Genomic DNA, 15191 nt, shown 5'->3' on the forward strand with positions numbered 1-15191 from the left:
TTTCAGCTCATAATGATTCTGCAATAAATCCATAGCAAGTCTATACTTTTTAACGAATCTATAGACTCACTACGGACTCATTATAGACTCACTATGGACTGAAAAAAGATCTGCTTTGCTCGTAAAGGTTTTTCTTGATAGGCTATTGGTGGTTTTTAAGCCATTCCAGTCGTCTTTGATCTGGGAGGTGCTTCACCGAAAAGTTCTCAAACTTCGCCTCGAAACCGTTTCCATCAGGCGATGCAGCCATTAACCCTACCATCACCGGTGTATTGTCCTGCAAAGGAGCATTTCTTGTCATTACGTAATTCTTATCGTCGAAGGAGTAGAAAATCTCTACCGCATCTAATCTGCGAACTACTTTAATCCATATAAAAGGAGGTACACGATCTAAAGGGGTTACACTCCAGTCGCTCTTGTCGTGTGTTACTACGGTACTTATGTTGAATTTGCCATCGACGAACTCAACACCGGTTTTTATGTAGTGCTTATGGTCTATGCGCACCATCAGTCCCATTTGATCAAAGCGGGCCTTGTAAGCACCTGTAAGTTTAACCTTCGCCTCGAATTCACCTCCGTAATTACCGTAATAGAAAGGAGCATCATCAACAGTAAACCCATAGTGAGAAATTCGCCAGTAGTCACTTTTCGGTGTCACCTGCATTATTAAACTGTTGTTTTTAATCTCCCAACGTTCCGGCTCATTGAACCAGTGCATTTTTTCAAGGCTTTGTGCTTTCATCTTGGTAAGGCTAAGAAGCAGGGCTAATGTGAAAATAAGTAGTTTCATTAATTTTTTGTTTCCAATTACAAACCTTAAATGTTGTAATGCTTGTATGTTCGCAATTTATCCTGCATTTTGCGGAGAGTCAATGGTTATTAATAGCCACTTCCGAAATGGAAAACATTCGCAAATTTCTTGATAGCAAACTGCTGTCTCAATCTTTCAAGGTTTCTGGAGAACTCGAAGCTCAACTAAATAATGCTAAGCTTATTGCCGAGCTGTACGCAAGGCTTGAGAACTGCATCAGTGTGTTGAGCGATATGAAAGCCAGAAAAAGTTATATTTATTATGGTGGTGTCGCTGATCAGTTGGGCCTCCTGAAAAAGGAAACTGAGATCAGTTCTATTTGGGAAGATGAATTATTAGGTCGTGTACATGCAGATGATCTTCAAAAGAAATATAGGTTAGAGTTTCAATTCTTTCAGTTGTTGAACACTATTGATGTTGCTGCGCGTGCGGATTACAGAGTGGTAACCAAGCTCAGAACCCGTAACAAAGAAGGCAAACATGTATTGCTCGAACACCGCCTACTGTACCTCAGTAGTTCCGAAGAAGGAAGCGCATGGCTGGCGCTCTGTTTGTATAATAAGCTTTATGATCACCCAGGATTTGAGGTACCTAAAGGGGTGATATTGAATACACGCACCGGGACGATAGTTGATCCTGGAGAACCTGACTTTAGTGAAATACTTACCCTGCGGGAGAAAGAGGTGCTGCAGTTGATAAAGCTGGGAAGAAGAAGCAAAGAAATTGCTGAAAAGCTATCCCTAAGTCTTCATACCGTTAACCGCCACCGGCAAAATATATTCCAGAAGTTGAATGTGACCAATGCACTGGAAGCTTGCAGAGTTGCTGATGGAGCAGGAATGTTTTGATGCATGGAGCATCAAGTTCTGTAATTGTTGCCGAAATCACGGAATAAAGATAACATAAATCGTTTTAGCCTTTCTTTTTATCCTATTTTATTTATATTTGTTATAGTTGTAATACTAACCAATTTATCCTGATGCAACTTTACGGTCAATTTACAGATTTGGAACTGGCGGGACTGCTGTCTGAAGGCGACAAGGAGGCATTCAGGGAGATCTATATCCGCTATTGGAATAAGCTTTATGTTATTGCCCGTAATCGCCTAAAAAATTCTGCGGAGGCAGAGGAAGTTGTGCAGGACATCTTCTGCAACCTTTGGAGGAAGCGCCAATCATTCACACTCATAAAAGGATTCAGTAACTATTTTGCGGTTGCCGTAAAGTTTACGGTGATCGATCTACTTGCCAAAAAGGCCAGGCAGATCAATTACGAGAGAGAAGCGTGGTATAGTTTCTCTGAAAACGATAATTCAACAATTCAAACCATAGAGCTCAATGAGCTCGAAAAGCAACTCCAGGAAAGTATACTTTTGCTTCCTGAAAAATGCCGGATTGTATTTAAACTTAGATACGAGAAAGGCTATAGTCAAAATCAGATATCACTTGAATTAAATATTTCTGAAAAAACCGTTGAGGCACATTTGGCAAAAGCAAGAAAAACTTTGAGAGGTGCATTAGGCTCAGGTCTTGTTTTACTCATTTCTTTACTATAATTCGGTACCCTTAAATTTTTTTTTAAAAAAATATCCTTCAGCACTAAGGGATTAGTGCCAGGTGATCGGCTACTTAATAAACAGCCATCAAATGACCGGTCAGGAAAAAGAAAGATACATTCAGGAGCTCGCCAAAAAATGGCAGGAGGGGACCATTTCTGAGCAAGAAAAGCTGGAGTTTGAGAACTGGTATAATGAATTTGATGACACCTATCTTGAACTTACGGACGAAACCCCTTCAGCCCTCGAGCAGAGGATGTATCAAAATATTGTGGCGCGTGAGGGGATAGAAAATAAACGCAAACACTCTTTAACTCCTTATCTTATTCCTGTTGCAGCTGCGATTACCGTTATTTTCCTTGGCTTTGCCTTATATCTATTCAATAAAAACGAATCCTCATCCCAATATGTAGCTGTTTCTAAAAAAATCGTTCCGGGAGGTAATAAGGCTACCTTGAAGCTATCCGACGGGAGAGAGATCGTGCTGGATGATGCAAAACAAGGAGTTCTGGCAGAACTGGGAAATATTTCTATAAGAAAAGACCAGGATGGACAGGTTATTTATACTGTATTACCATCTGATAAAGGGAATTTTGCTTCAAAAGCAAGCTACAATACCATCAGTACTCCTAGAGGAGGCCAATTTCAGATTGAGCTACCCGACGGAACTAAAGTTTGGTTGAATGCGGCATCATCGTTAGTATTTCCGACTCAATTCAATGGTAGTCAACGAAGGGTAAGTCTAAAAGGCGAGGCTTATTTCGAGGTTGCTAAGAATAAAGTAAAGCCCTTTCTGGTAGACGTAAATAAGAGTACAGTGGAAGTGCTTGGTACCCACTTCAATATTATGGGGTATGATGACGAGAGTAGTACGAATACCACGTTACTTGAAGGGTCGGTGAAAGTAAGTTCTGGAAGTAGAACCAAGCTGTTAACCCCTGGGACAGAAGCAAGGGTAAATGGGGATATCACGGTTCATGAGGTAGACCCATCTGTGTCTGTTGCCTGGAAGAATGGCCTTTTCGTATTCAATAACGAAAGCCTTGAGAGTATTATGAGAAAGTTGTCGAGATGGTATGACGTAGACATCGATATCAAAGGAAACATCGGGCAGAAACATTTTGGCGGTACAGTATCGCGATTTGAGGACATTAAAGATGTGCTTAAAATAATAGAACTAACCGAAGTAATTCATTTCAAGATAGAAGAAAGGAGGATAATTGTTATGCCGTAAAAAAGCTGACAATCTATTTTTTATTGAAAAAGTACCAGGGCGATTAGGCCCGCACCTGGTATCAGACTAATCAAGATATTGGCTCCCAATACCTTATAATTAAACCTCATTCAAATGTATAAAATTTGTACTGGATTTAAGTACAGTTACAGGAACTGTATTACTCAAAAATCTCTGCTAATTATGAAACTAACCATTGTTCTCACCTTAGCAGCATTTTTACAGGCAACTGCCGGGGGCTTTGCTCAAAAGCTCAGTTTAAATGAAAAGAATGCACGTATTGAAAAGGTTTTTAAGGAGATTAAACGACAAGCTGACTATAATTTCTTCTACGACCTTGACATGTTGCAGGAAAGCCGGCCCGTCAGTATCTCTGTTAAAAATGCTTCAATTCAGGAAGTCCTTGAAAGATGCTTTGACAACCAGCCTTTCACCTTTGTCATCGCTGAAAAGACTATTGTAGTTAAAAGAAAGGCTCAAACAATTACTGGCTCTAAACATGGGCAGGATATTTCTGTAACAGGCAGGGTTGTTGATGAAGAGGGAGCTCCTTTGCCGGGAGTAAGCGTGAAGCTAAAAGGAGGCTCAGCCGGAGCAACAACAAGTGTTGACGGACGCTTTACAATAAATGCCCCTGAAAATGGTGTCCTTGTATTTAGTTTTATTGGCTATCAAAGCCAGGAGGTTTCTATCAATGGACAAAGCTCTATTAACGTTAAGCTTGTTGCAGAGCAAAAAGCTCTTTCGGAAGTAGTAGTAGTAGGATATGGCACACAGCGCAGAACGAGCGTAGTAAGTGCGGTTGATCAAATATCAGCTTCTGCACTTGCTGGTAGACCATCAGTAAATACTACTCAGGCCCTTCAAGGTGTATCGGCTAATCTTGTTGTACAACAACGGAACTCCGAACCAGGTGGCGGAGTCAATATTAACATACGCGGGATAAGCACCCTGGGTAACAATTCTCCTCTGGTAGTAATTGATGGAATTGTTGGCGGCGATATAAACTTGCTAAATCCTGCCGACATTGAGACGGTATCTATATTGAAGGATGCAGGAAGTGCTGCCATTTATGGATCCAGAGCATCCAATGGGGTGATACTTATCAGTACTAAGATGGGTAAGAAGAATAGCAGAACTGCTTTAGCCTATACCGGACTAACAGGGATAAATGACCCTAAGATGTTTTTCAAGCCGGTAAGCGGATATGAGAATGCTATATTGAGAAATGAAGCTGCAGCTAATGCAGGTCTGGGATCAGCTGTTTATAGTCCTGAGCAGATAAGGAGTTTTCAGGATCAGGGTGATAAGGAATGGTTCGTAAATACTATCCTCGAAAACGCTCTCCAGCAGAATCATAATCTTAGCCTTACCGGTGGTAGTCAGAATTCTAGCTACCTCGTATCTGTGGGCTACACGGATCAGCAAAGTAATTTTGTAGGTCCCGACAAAGGTCTAAAGCGTTATAATTATCGCATTAATATGAGTAATGAGTATGGCAAGCTGAAGTTTATCTCACAACTTGCTTATACTAAAAGTATCGTTAATGATCATTCCTCATCAACAAGCACACTCATGGTCGATGCGGCGAGGGTACCTTTGTATTATGAGATGAAAGATGATCAGGGACGTTATCTTACTAATGATGTACTTGCTGAGTTTAACCCTCTTGGCGTATTAGAAAAAGGAGGTTTTAGAAGGTATAATGATGATAACCTATTCGGAACCTTAAATGCAGAGTTTGCGCTTACAAAACACTTAAAATTAAGAGGTGTTTTTGGAGGAAGTCTAAAATCCAATAGTCAGTTTGCAAGATCTTTGCAGGTTAATTATTTCCCCGGCGGAGTTTCAGGAGCTGATAGGAATACTAACGACGAAAGCCGGAAAATCCAGGATTTGAACGCCCAATTCCTTACACAATACACCAGAACATTCCTAAAGAACCACGATGTTGACGTCCTTCTTGGTATCTCTAACGAAAATCACGAGGAACGAGGATCTGCCATCTATCGAAGATTTACTGATCCCGATCTGGGTACTCCTGTTACCGGAACTATTATCGCAGAAAATTCTTACAATTCTAATGGAAGTTCGGGCGAAAACAGCCTAAATTCCTTCTTTGGAAGAACTACCTATTCTTATAAGAATAAATACTATGGCGAATTCAACTTTCGCTATGATGGCTCTTCAAAATTTAGAAAAGGAAATCGCTGGGGCTTCTTCCCTGCATTTTCTGCGGGATATCGCCTGAGTGAGGAGGGCTTTATGGAGGATTACCGGAATAAAGTTGGTAATTTGAAACTACGCGCTTCGTATGGTATTGTTGGAAATCAAAATGTGGGGAACTATCAGTATCAAACTACGTTCTTCTCCATTGGCAACATTTATGGTTTCGGTAATGAAGCTGTTGCTGGTACTGGATTTAACTTCTCCAACCCTGATTTAAAATGGGAACGAGCGGCTACGTTAAATTTAGGTTCTGACTTTACCTTCTTCAGAGATGCTTTAACGTTCTCTTTCGACTACTTCAACAAAACTACACGTGATATTTTAGTTCCCCCTGCTGTCCCTGGTGTTTTCGGAACCAACCTTCCAGATTTTAATGCGGGTGAGGTAAGAAGTTATGGATGGGAGGCTTCCGTTGCATATAGGAAGTCAGGAAAGCAATTCCGGCATAACGTGTCCTTTAATCTCGGCGACGCGCAGAATAAGGTTCTTTATTTTGCAGGGAATGAGCGCCTTACAGGTGTGGAGGAATTGCAGATATTACTCAAGGAAGGGTACCCTTATCGCTCTTATGTTGGTTTAAAAAGAGACGGATATTTTCAAAATATTGATGAAGTAACTAATGGACCAAAACCTGCAGGCTTAAATGTTCAACCAGGCGATAATCGCTATGTGGATGTTAATGGAGATGGAATTATTGACAATAATGACTTACACGTTTTTGGTAATCCCTTTCCCAGGTTCACCTATGGGTTTATGTATAATGTAGGCTTCAAGAATTTCGACCTGAATCTATTTGTTCAAGGGGTTGGAAAAAGAACGATGATGCTTAGAGGTGAACTAATCGAGCCTTACCATTTCAATTATGGTATGACTATGTATCAGCATCAACTGGATTATTGGACTCCTCAAAATCCTAACGCACAGTTCCCCCGATTAGCCAGCAATGGAAGTCAGTCAAATGAGAACAATTTCAGAAGAGGGTCTAACATGTACCTTTTCAATGCCGCTTATGCCCGGTTGAAAAACGTTCAGGTAGGATACACTTTACCCCAGGCGCTTTCGAAAAAATTAGCGATGCAGAAGCTAAGGATTTATATGTCAGGTCAGAACTTGCTTACTCTTTCTAAGCTCAAGTTTGTGGATCCTGAGTTAAGTGAGTTTGACAGCAACCTTAATAATGCGGGTGCAAACAGCGGAAGGGCTTATCCTACAATGGTATATTATGGTTTTGGTTTAGATGTTACTTTTTAACTTATTGTATATGAATAAGTCGATTATTAATAAAACTGGCTTTGTTGCATTACTGGCCTTTTTATTTATGGGATGTAAGGATCTGGACCTGACTCCAGAAAATGTTTATACTGATCTTACTTACTGGAAGACGACCGACCAGGCGAGCGGAATGCTTAATACCGCCTACTCGCAACTTTTTAGCAGTGATTATTTCTTTTATAACGAGGCGATGTCTGATAATGCCTATAGCGGAAGAGGTGATCAGGCTGGATCTACTTCTCTTGCCTCAGGGGCATATGATGCCTCTTTGCCCAGGCTGAAAAATGAATGGAATGATTGTTATCGTGCCATAAAAACCTGTAACGTTTTTCTTGACAACGTAGACCGGGTTCCAAACATGGATGAAAGCCTGCGTACTCGAATGAAAGCAGAGGCACGTTTTATCAGGGCATTTCAGTACTTCAGACTAATGACATGGTTTGGTGATGTTCCTCTTATAAAGAAGGATCTTACTATTGTTGAGGCTCAAACTATAAGTCGCAGTCCACGAGAAGAGGTTTTGTTTTTTGTTGTTACAGAACTAAATGAGATTGTCAATAATCTACCTGTGAATACAGAATATGGCCCAAAGGATAAAGGAAGGATCACCAAGGGAGCAGCAATTGCACTTAAGGCAAGGGTAATGCTGTATGAAGGGAACTGGCAGGAGGTGGTGAATGCCTGCTCTTTGCTTATGGATAATACTTCAAATGGTACTTATGGCCTGTTTAATTCTTATGAAGGGTTGTTCCTGCCGCAAAATGAGAATAATAACGAGGTTATTCTAGATATGCAATATGTTCCATTGTTAAGAACCTGGTCCAACTTTTTTGACCTCGCTCCACTATCTGTAGGAGGACGGGTAAATGTTATGGCTCCTACTCAAGAATTAGTAGATAGTTATCTAACGTTAAATGGCAAAAGGATCGGTGAAGCAGGAGCGGGGTATGATGAGAATGATCCTTACGTAAACCGGGACCCAAGGCTAACTTATACCGTAGTGTATCATGGTTATCAATGGAAAGAGGCAAGCGGTGATCCTAAGACGATTTATATTAAGCCAGGAAGCGACCCGAATCATAACAAGCCAGAAATGGACCCTAATGAAAGAAATCCGCCTGACGAATATGCGCCGGGTAGTTCAAAGACTCCTACGGGTTACTACATTAGAAAGTACTACGATCCTACGCATGCCGCAAACTTTACATCCGGTTTAAACCTGATCTTAATCCGATATGCCGATGTTCTGTTGATGTATGCTGAGGCAAAAAATGAACTGGCAAAGCTGGATGAAGCTACATGGAATAGAACTATTAGGCCTATAAGGGTGAGAGCTGGCTTTACTGATGCGGCGGCTTTAAATTACAATTCGGCTTTAACTCAGGAGCAGCTGAGAGAGGTGATCAGGAACGAGCGAAGGACAGAGTTGGCTTTAGAAGGTTTAAGGATATTCGACATCCGGAGATGGAGGATTGCGGAAACCGTGTTAAACGGATGGGCGCATGGAGCAAAGTTTGGTCCGGCAAATGAAGATAATGGTTATATCCGGGTAAACCTTAGGTCGTTCGATAGAACCAAACATTACCTATGGCCGGTACCAAGAGAGGAAAGGAACTTAAATCCTAATCTCTCACAAAATCCTAACTGGTAAATTTTTAACTGAACTTATAAACATATTTATATGAAAAAGAGCTTTAATAATATATTCATTGCTTTAATGGCTTTCACCATACTCTTTTACGGATGTAAAGAGGATGACAGTATGAGCCATACGAACGTATCTGAAGTAACTAATCTTTATGGACCAGCAAACGGAAATAATGTTTTTCTTGGAGGCAACGGGACAGTAGTATTTGAATGGGAACAGGCGAAAGCTGAAGACAATGGAGTTGTACTTTATGAGGTTTTGTTCGATAAACCAGAAGGGGATTTTTCAAAGCCCCTATATTCCATACCTTCGGATGGAAAGGGATTGCAACGCATGCTTTCAATGTCCTATGCTGATCTTACCAAGGTTGCTTCGGCTGCTGGAATTGCACCATCTGCTACAGGTAAAGTGAAATGGACCGTTTGGTCATCAAAGGGAATTAATGTAAAACGATCTTCAACCTCAAGGGAGCTTAATTTGGAACGTCCGGAAGGTTTTCCTGCGCCAGCAAGCGCCTTCCTAACAGGAACGGCTACTGAAGGGGGGGAGGATTTGAGTAAAGCAGTAGCATTTAGAAAAGTAAGTGACGGAGTATTTGAGCTATATACCTCCTTAACTAACGGAAGCTACCGTATCACCGAACGTAATAGCGGAAATCCTACCTCATATTCAATTAACGCTGGTGGGAAATTGGTGGAGAATGGCAGTACAGATGTTACTACAGCTAAAAAGCCTTATCGTATTCGTGTTAACTTCAATAATGCTACTACCGAAATATCAGAGGTTGTATCAGTTGGTCTTTGGTTTGCCCCAGATAATCGCATTTGGTTTGATTTACCTTATACCTCAGGAAGCAGCTGGGAAATCAAAAATGCGCCGGTTGTTTTCAAGCAAGAAGGCTGGGGCCGCGATGAGCGCTATAAATTCAGGTTCACTATTAAGAATGCAGCAGGGGTAACCACCGAGGAATGGTTTGGCAGTACAAAAGGCGATAATCAAAGACCTACCGCCTCCACCGAAGCCGCGTACTGGTATATGGTACCAGTTAGCAATGACCGGTGGAATAACTCATTTAAGTTTAACGGAGATGTTGATAATAAGAATGCCGATATTAAAGTAACATTCAATTCAGCCGCTTACACACATTCAGTTACAGTTAAGTAATCTTTTCTACAGCTGTTCCTGACCGAGAGTCAGGAACAGCTGTAGAGTTATTGCGATTAAAACATTAAGCAAATGAAAATCAGATCTCTTATTTCACTGGTTGCCATTACAGGAATTACCATAGTAAGTTCATGCTCTATGGACAAGGGTAGTCCATTGTATGATGGCAGCATAATTAAGATAAATTATACCTGGGAGAAGACCGCTGATTCTGTTCAGGAAAGCACTTATAATACTTATTTGTCAGCTAATACCAAGTATTTTAAACAAGATAACACCGGAAACGAACAATTCCACTATTGGTGGAATGCACATGTGATGGATGTATTTGTAGATGGCTATCTCAGAACCAGCGATGATGCTTATAAAACCAAGATGAAGTTTTTGTTGAATGGATTGAGAGAAACGAACAGAGGTAGCTATTTCAATGACTACTACGACGATATGGAGTGGTTAGCTTTATCTACACTGAGGGCTTACAAAGCCACCGGCGACAATGACTATCTCAATGCTGCCAACTTGTTATGGACAGATATAAAGACAGGTATAAATGCAGAGCAGGGAGGAGGCCTGGCATGGAGAAAAACCCAGTTGAATTATAAAAATACCCCAGCTAATGCACCTGCAATAATCCTGGCGTGCAGGTTGTATGAAACGCAGAAACGAGCAGAGGACCTACAAACAGCTCAATCTCTGTATACTTGGTTGAGAAATACGCTTGTAGATCCAGTTTCAGGGCAAGTATGGGATGGTATTAATTCCAAGGGCAATGGAGCAATAGATAAAAATGTCTATACCTACAATCAGGGGACTTTTGTAGGAGCAGCTTTAGAGCTTTATATGAATACTGGGAATAATATGTATCTCGTAGATGCTGTTAGAACTGCAAATAATATTCTTACGGATCCTAATGTCTCTCCCGGTGGATTATTGAAGAATGAAAATCAAAGTGACGGTGGATTATTTAAAGGCATTCTGGTACGTTACCTTACTTTACTCGCGCTTGAGCCTGGTGTAAGGGAAACGGACAGAGCAAATTATACCAGGTTTTTAAAATATAATGCAGAGACCTTTTTCACAAAGGCACTTTCAAGGCCGGGAATGCTTGCCAGTCCTAATTGGAGCAAGATGCCCGAGGCTAGCGTGGATCTCTCCACGCAGTTAAGCGGTCTTATGCTGCTAGAGTCGGCTGCGTTATTGAAGAGGCAAGGAAAGATTTAACCTGAACAGGTTGGTTAGTTTCGGGAAGGGCACAGGTAACTGTGCTCTTTTTTTATGGAGTGTTAAGCCGTTCAATGCGCAATGTATGTTTTATATTAGCGGGACTAGAGAGCAAATTGAAACGGTTTATTCTAATATTTCTTTTGGCTAGCATTTTTCTTGCTTGTAAATCTGTTCAGGATTATAATGAGCAGTTTTATGAGGAGCGCTCGCCGAAGCAGATGCGATCTGAAGTTGATTTTGTCCATAGTAAGCTTACAAAGTATCATCCACAGCTTTATCGATTTATCAGTAAGGAGGCGCTCGACTATAAATTTGATAGTGTGAAGGCCAGTATTGAGAATCCTTTACCTGCTAATCAGTTTTATTTAAAATTAAGCCCGCTTGTCGCTGCTGTCCGGCAGGGGCATGCTACCTTGTCTATTCCTTATGTAGTAGAAAAAAAAGAGGAAGAAAGTATAAAGCAGCTTGGCTACCGGCCCTGGTTCCCATTCAAAGCGGATTTTATTAACGAGCGTTTTTTTATTTTAAAAGACAGCAGAAAAATTGCTAAAGTAAAACCAGGGACAGAAATTGTGAGTATTAATGGGGTTAGTCCGAAGGAGATCTTCAGGAGATACCTTAATGGCGTTTCAAGGGATGGTTATAACGAGACTTTCCTTCCCAAAAAATTCACTTCTATTTTATACTATTACCTTAAGGAGCAGAATCAGGACCGGCCGATTAAATATAAGTTTAGCTTTAAGGATTCCGTATGGAATTATAGTTTGGACAAAGAGGGGCGGAGCTTAGATGTAGTAATACCGAAGTCTAAAACCGATACTATAGCTAAAAAGAAGAGCAGCATTAGCAAGGCTAAAGAGAATAAAGACCAAAACGTATTGACCTCACGCTCTAAAGCAAAGACCCTTAGGTTTTATAAAGGTGATAGTAGTGTTGCCGTGATGAGGGTTAGCAATTTTCGTAAAGATGCCTATCGGTCATTCTACAAAAAGAGTTTTGAGTTAATTAGCAGGGCTAAGACGAAGACGTTAGTTATTGATCTACGGGATAACCCAGGAGGCTACGCTAAGGATGCGGCTGACCTATACTCATACCTGATAGACAGTAGCGTTAGATTTAATAGGAGCCTGGAGCTGACATCAAGAGCGAGTTTGCTAAATAACTATAGGTTTATGAGCAAAGTTAAGCCGCCTTTTGCTAAACCATTTGTTTCGGCAATGGCAACGGTCGCAGCCATTCCACCTACTCTGACTATGAAAAAAGAAGGGGAAAGCGTTTACTCTTATTCAGAGAGCTCCTCTAAAAACCTCCGGCTCAAGTCAAAACATTTTGCAGGAAAAGTTTACGTGTTGATAAATGGAGGAACATTCTCTGCTGCAAGTCTTCTTTCTGCTAATTTAAAGGGAAGTGGAAGAGCTGTTTTTGTAGGCACAGAAACAGGCGGAGCGCAGAACGGTTGCGTGGCTGGTTTTTTACCTGTGTATACTCTGCCTTATTCAAAACTTAGTCTTCGTTTTGGTCTGGCTGCTGTTGAGCCGTATTATGCTACGGGGAAAGAAGGTAGGGGGATATTTCCGGATATTGAGGTTTTGCCAACTCTTCAGGACCGCTTGAAAGGAGTGGACCCAGAATTGAGCAGGGTTGTGGAGGAGGTTAGGGGGAAGTAGGGATTTAATAATTGCTCTTCACATTGAAAACCTTCTGCGAAAGTTTTGACAAATTACTATGTTAGATTTACGGGTAGGGATATAACAGATCAAACAACCGGCAATAATGAAATTCAAGCAGATACAATCATGCCCTTTAAGGCCTTGTCTTTGACGTTCACGAACTTATTTTTTATTCTTTCCCCTGAAAGATAATTTACTAGTATTGGAGCTTTCAAGACAAAGAAAGAACATTATGCAGTTTGACCGTCTCTTACAACAAATGTCGTTCATCCACGAGATTGATAAGATTAAGTATATTTTCAGGAAGACAAGATTATTTAATAGCGAGCGGCATGAGAATGATGCTGAGCATAGCTGGCACTTGGCAATGATGGCTCTCGTGTTAGCGGAGTACTCGAATGAGGAAGTGGATATGTTAAAGGTGCTGAAGATGCTGTTGTTGCATGATATTGTAGAAATTGATGCAGGAGACGTATTTTTCTTTGATTCTTTAGTGCGACAAGACAACGCTGCTGCAGAGGAAAAAGCAGCCGAAAGGATCTTCGGGCTGCTTCCGGAAGACCAAGCCCTAGAATTCATAACTATATGGAGAGAGTTCGAGGCAGCAGAAACCCCGGAAGCTCTGTTTGCGCGAGCTGTAGATAACCTTGAGCCAATACTCCAGAATATTTCTAATGGCGGAGGAACCTGGAAAGAGTTCAATGTTGATTATCAAACTGTGCTTGAGAAGAAGGGTATTATCGGAAAGGGTTCAGAGAAAGTTTGGGAGTTTACTAAGAAGCTCCTTTTTGAGAGTAGGGAGAATGGGATATTAGATGATAAAGGGATAGGTTAGCTTCTACTAATTTGAATATTAATGTTCCTTTTTATTTAGTGCCTGCGAAAAGTATAATGGAAAATTGAGCTTCTAAAAACAATTCGTAATTTAGTACTGAAATAATCTAAACTATGAGATCTGTACTATTTTACCTAAGCTTTATTCTATGTATCGCATTTGTCTCCTGTGAAAGAGAAGAAATCCAAACAGAAGAAATAACATCAGGGGAAGCTCCATTAACTGATGATTCTATTGCAGTTAAAAATCTGACATTAGAGAAAAATAATGCTCCTCGGCGAGGAGAGTTTCATTTGCTCGGCTACGGCTATGACGTAACGGGAGAATATAGCGATTCTTCCGCTGTCCGAGGATCTGTTGTGGATATAGCGAAATTACAGAGACTACAACCTACAAGGGTAGTGGTAGGGAAGCATACTTCTACTGAAACTAATATAATGACGACAAACAATGCCGAGGAGCTCGCCAGGCAAATTTCGATGGATGTGATGGATCTTAGATTTTTCAATATGAATGAGCAGGAGCGTAAAAAGTACTTTAAGGGTGAAATTAATACTTACTTTTCCGATAATAATCCTTTCAAGAGCAAATATATTTATGGTAGATCCTGCGAAAAAAGGACGATAGGATTTTTATCATTTAATTATGGTTCCCTAGATTCTATCCTGACACCAAGCTTTGGATCCGATATTCAGACAAAGACCCCCTCAGAGATAATTAGGAAGTATGGAACACACGTATTAACGCGGATAAATATAGGCTCTAAGTTCACAGTAATGTACCAGTCAGAAACAACCAATCCTGATTGGGAAAAAGCCGCCCAACAGGGATTTACAATTGCTCTTGCTAAGACGTTTGGTTCTTTTTCAGGCTATCTTGATTATTCAAACAGCAAATCGGCGCCTGGAAATTATGCTCAAAAAATAAGTTTTAAGGCCAGTGGGGGTGACCCATCCTTAATTAAGGTAACTGTTGATCCTGTAACTAAAGTCACTACTGTTGACCATCGAGAATGGATTAAATTGTTCAAAAACGAACAGGCGGAGCTGGTAAACATTCAGAACGTCCAGCCGATTTATGAATTTGTTTCTGATCCCGTTAAACAGAAAGAAGTTAAATCCTACTTCGACGAATATCTTTCGGCAAATGCTGCGATCCTAGTGAGATAAAGAATGTTTTAGCAGTCATCTTATCTCTAACAGTTTTAGTCCCAGCACTCCCGGATGCTGTATCATTTATAGTTCTTCCCGGCAATTTTTGAGGGAAATAACTCACGGCATAAAAAAGCACTAAATTATAGGTTTAAGGGCTTTTAGTACATTTTGGTATCAAATAAAAAGTGGGGATGGCCGCCCTTAGTTTTTAGCTTTTAATGCCTTAATCTACAATGTTTTATCCAATTCTTCTTTTCAAGGTCACCGAATAGGTCACCTTTTGTTTTTTGCCTTTTAGTTTAATTTTAAAAAGACTTGCTTAAACTGAAGATGATCTCAATGAACGAGTTCATGCAAAGATAGGATGTTGGGTTCGAAGGACGAAAAAATGATTA

11 protein-coding genes are annotated in these 15191 nt (G+C 40.7%); 10 read left to right on the forward strand and 1 reads right to left on the reverse strand.

Annotated features, from left to right (window positions below):
* Positions 1-142 precede the first annotated feature (142 nt).
* The gene (locus tag J4N25_RS08640) at positions 143-790 is read right to left on the reverse strand and encodes a DUF1349 domain-containing protein (protein ID WP_207421797.1); all 648 of its coding nucleotides are present in this window, start codon (positions 788-790) and stop codon (positions 143-145) included.
* A 107-nt stretch (positions 791-897) separates the two neighbouring features.
* On the opposite strand from J4N25_RS08640, the gene J4N25_RS08645 reads away from it, so the two are divergent.
* From J4N25_RS08645 to J4N25_RS08690, 10 genes are all read left to right on the forward strand, one after another.
* Complete coding sequence (locus J4N25_RS08645) at positions 898-1659, forward strand: response regulator transcription factor (protein ID WP_207421798.1); 762 nt, start codon at positions 898-900, stop codon at positions 1657-1659.
* Between the two features lie 131 nt (positions 1660-1790).
* Entirely contained in the window at positions 1791-2366 is a 576-nt protein-coding gene (locus J4N25_RS08650; protein ID WP_207421799.1) for an RNA polymerase sigma factor, read from the forward strand.
* 91 nt (positions 2367-2457) lie between these two features.
* A complete protein-coding gene (locus tag J4N25_RS08655; RefSeq protein WP_207421800.1) occupies positions 2458-3600 on the forward strand; it encodes a FecR family protein in 1143 nt (380 codons plus the stop codon).
* 183 nt (positions 3601-3783) lie between these two features.
* Positions 3784-7080 (forward strand): TonB-dependent receptor, encoded by a 3297-nt coding sequence (locus tag J4N25_RS08660; protein WP_207421801.1) that lies wholly within the window; start codon positions 3784-3786, stop codon positions 7078-7080.
* A gap of 10 nt (positions 7081-7090) precedes the next feature.
* Positions 7091-8752, forward strand: coding sequence for a RagB/SusD family nutrient uptake outer membrane protein (locus tag J4N25_RS08665; protein WP_242695836.1), 1662 nt, complete (start codon positions 7091-7093; stop codon positions 8750-8752).
* 30 nt (positions 8753-8782) lie between these two features.
* Positions 8783-9913 carry a SusE domain-containing protein gene (locus J4N25_RS08670; RefSeq protein ID WP_207421802.1) on the forward strand — a complete coding sequence of 377 codons (1131 nt, stop codon included), beginning with the start codon at positions 8783-8785 and terminating at the stop codon, positions 9911-9913.
* Positions 9914-9985: 72 nt separating this feature from the next.
* A complete protein-coding gene (locus tag J4N25_RS08675; protein ID WP_207421803.1) occupies positions 9986-11134 on the forward strand; it encodes a glycoside hydrolase family 76 protein in 1149 nt (382 codons plus the stop codon).
* A 143-nt stretch (positions 11135-11277) separates the two neighbouring features.
* Positions 11278-12804, forward strand: a complete 1527-nt coding sequence (locus J4N25_RS08680) for a S41 family peptidase (protein WP_207421804.1) — start codon at positions 11278-11280, stop codon at positions 12802-12804.
* A 235-nt stretch (positions 12805-13039) separates the two neighbouring features.
* Positions 13040-13642 (forward strand): HD domain-containing protein, encoded by a 603-nt coding sequence (locus J4N25_RS08685; protein WP_207421805.1) that lies wholly within the window; start codon positions 13040-13042, stop codon positions 13640-13642.
* Positions 13643-13755: 113 nt separating this feature from the next.
* The gene (locus J4N25_RS08690) at positions 13756-14811 is read left to right on the forward strand and encodes an MAC/perforin domain-containing protein (RefSeq protein ID WP_207421806.1); all 1056 of its coding nucleotides are present in this window, start codon (positions 13756-13758) and stop codon (positions 14809-14811) included.
* Positions 14812-15191 lie beyond the last annotated feature (380 nt).

The sequence above is a fragment of the Desertivirga brevis genome, assembly GCF_017355835.1.

Coding starts and splice junctions, on each gene's coding strand:
- J4N25_RS08640 (WP_207421797.1), bottom strand. CDS start 790: ATGAAACTACTTATTTTCACATTAGCCCTGCTTCTTAGCCTTACCAAG.
- J4N25_RS08645 (WP_207421798.1), top strand. CDS start 898: ATGGAAAACATTCGCAAATTTCTTGATAGCAAACTGCTGTCTCAATCT.
- J4N25_RS08650 (WP_207421799.1), top strand. CDS start 1,791: ATGCAACTTTACGGTCAATTTACAGATTTGGAACTGGCGGGACTGCTG.
- J4N25_RS08655 (WP_207421800.1), top strand. CDS start 2,458: ATGACCGGTCAGGAAAAAGAAAGATACATTCAGGAGCTCGCCAAAAAA.
- J4N25_RS08660 (WP_207421801.1), top strand. CDS start 3,784: ATGAAACTAACCATTGTTCTCACCTTAGCAGCATTTTTACAGGCAACT.
- J4N25_RS08665 (WP_242695836.1), top strand. CDS start 7,091: ATGAATAAGTCGATTATTAATAAAACTGGCTTTGTTGCATTACTGGCC.
- J4N25_RS08670 (WP_207421802.1), top strand. CDS start 8,783: ATGAAAAAGAGCTTTAATAATATATTCATTGCTTTAATGGCTTTCACC.
- J4N25_RS08675 (WP_207421803.1), top strand. CDS start 9,986: ATGAAAATCAGATCTCTTATTTCACTGGTTGCCATTACAGGAATTACC.
- J4N25_RS08685 (WP_207421805.1), top strand. CDS start 13,040: ATGCAGTTTGACCGTCTCTTACAACAAATGTCGTTCATCCACGAGATT.
- J4N25_RS08690 (WP_207421806.1), top strand. CDS start 13,756: ATGAGATCTGTACTATTTTACCTAAGCTTTATTCTATGTATCGCATTT.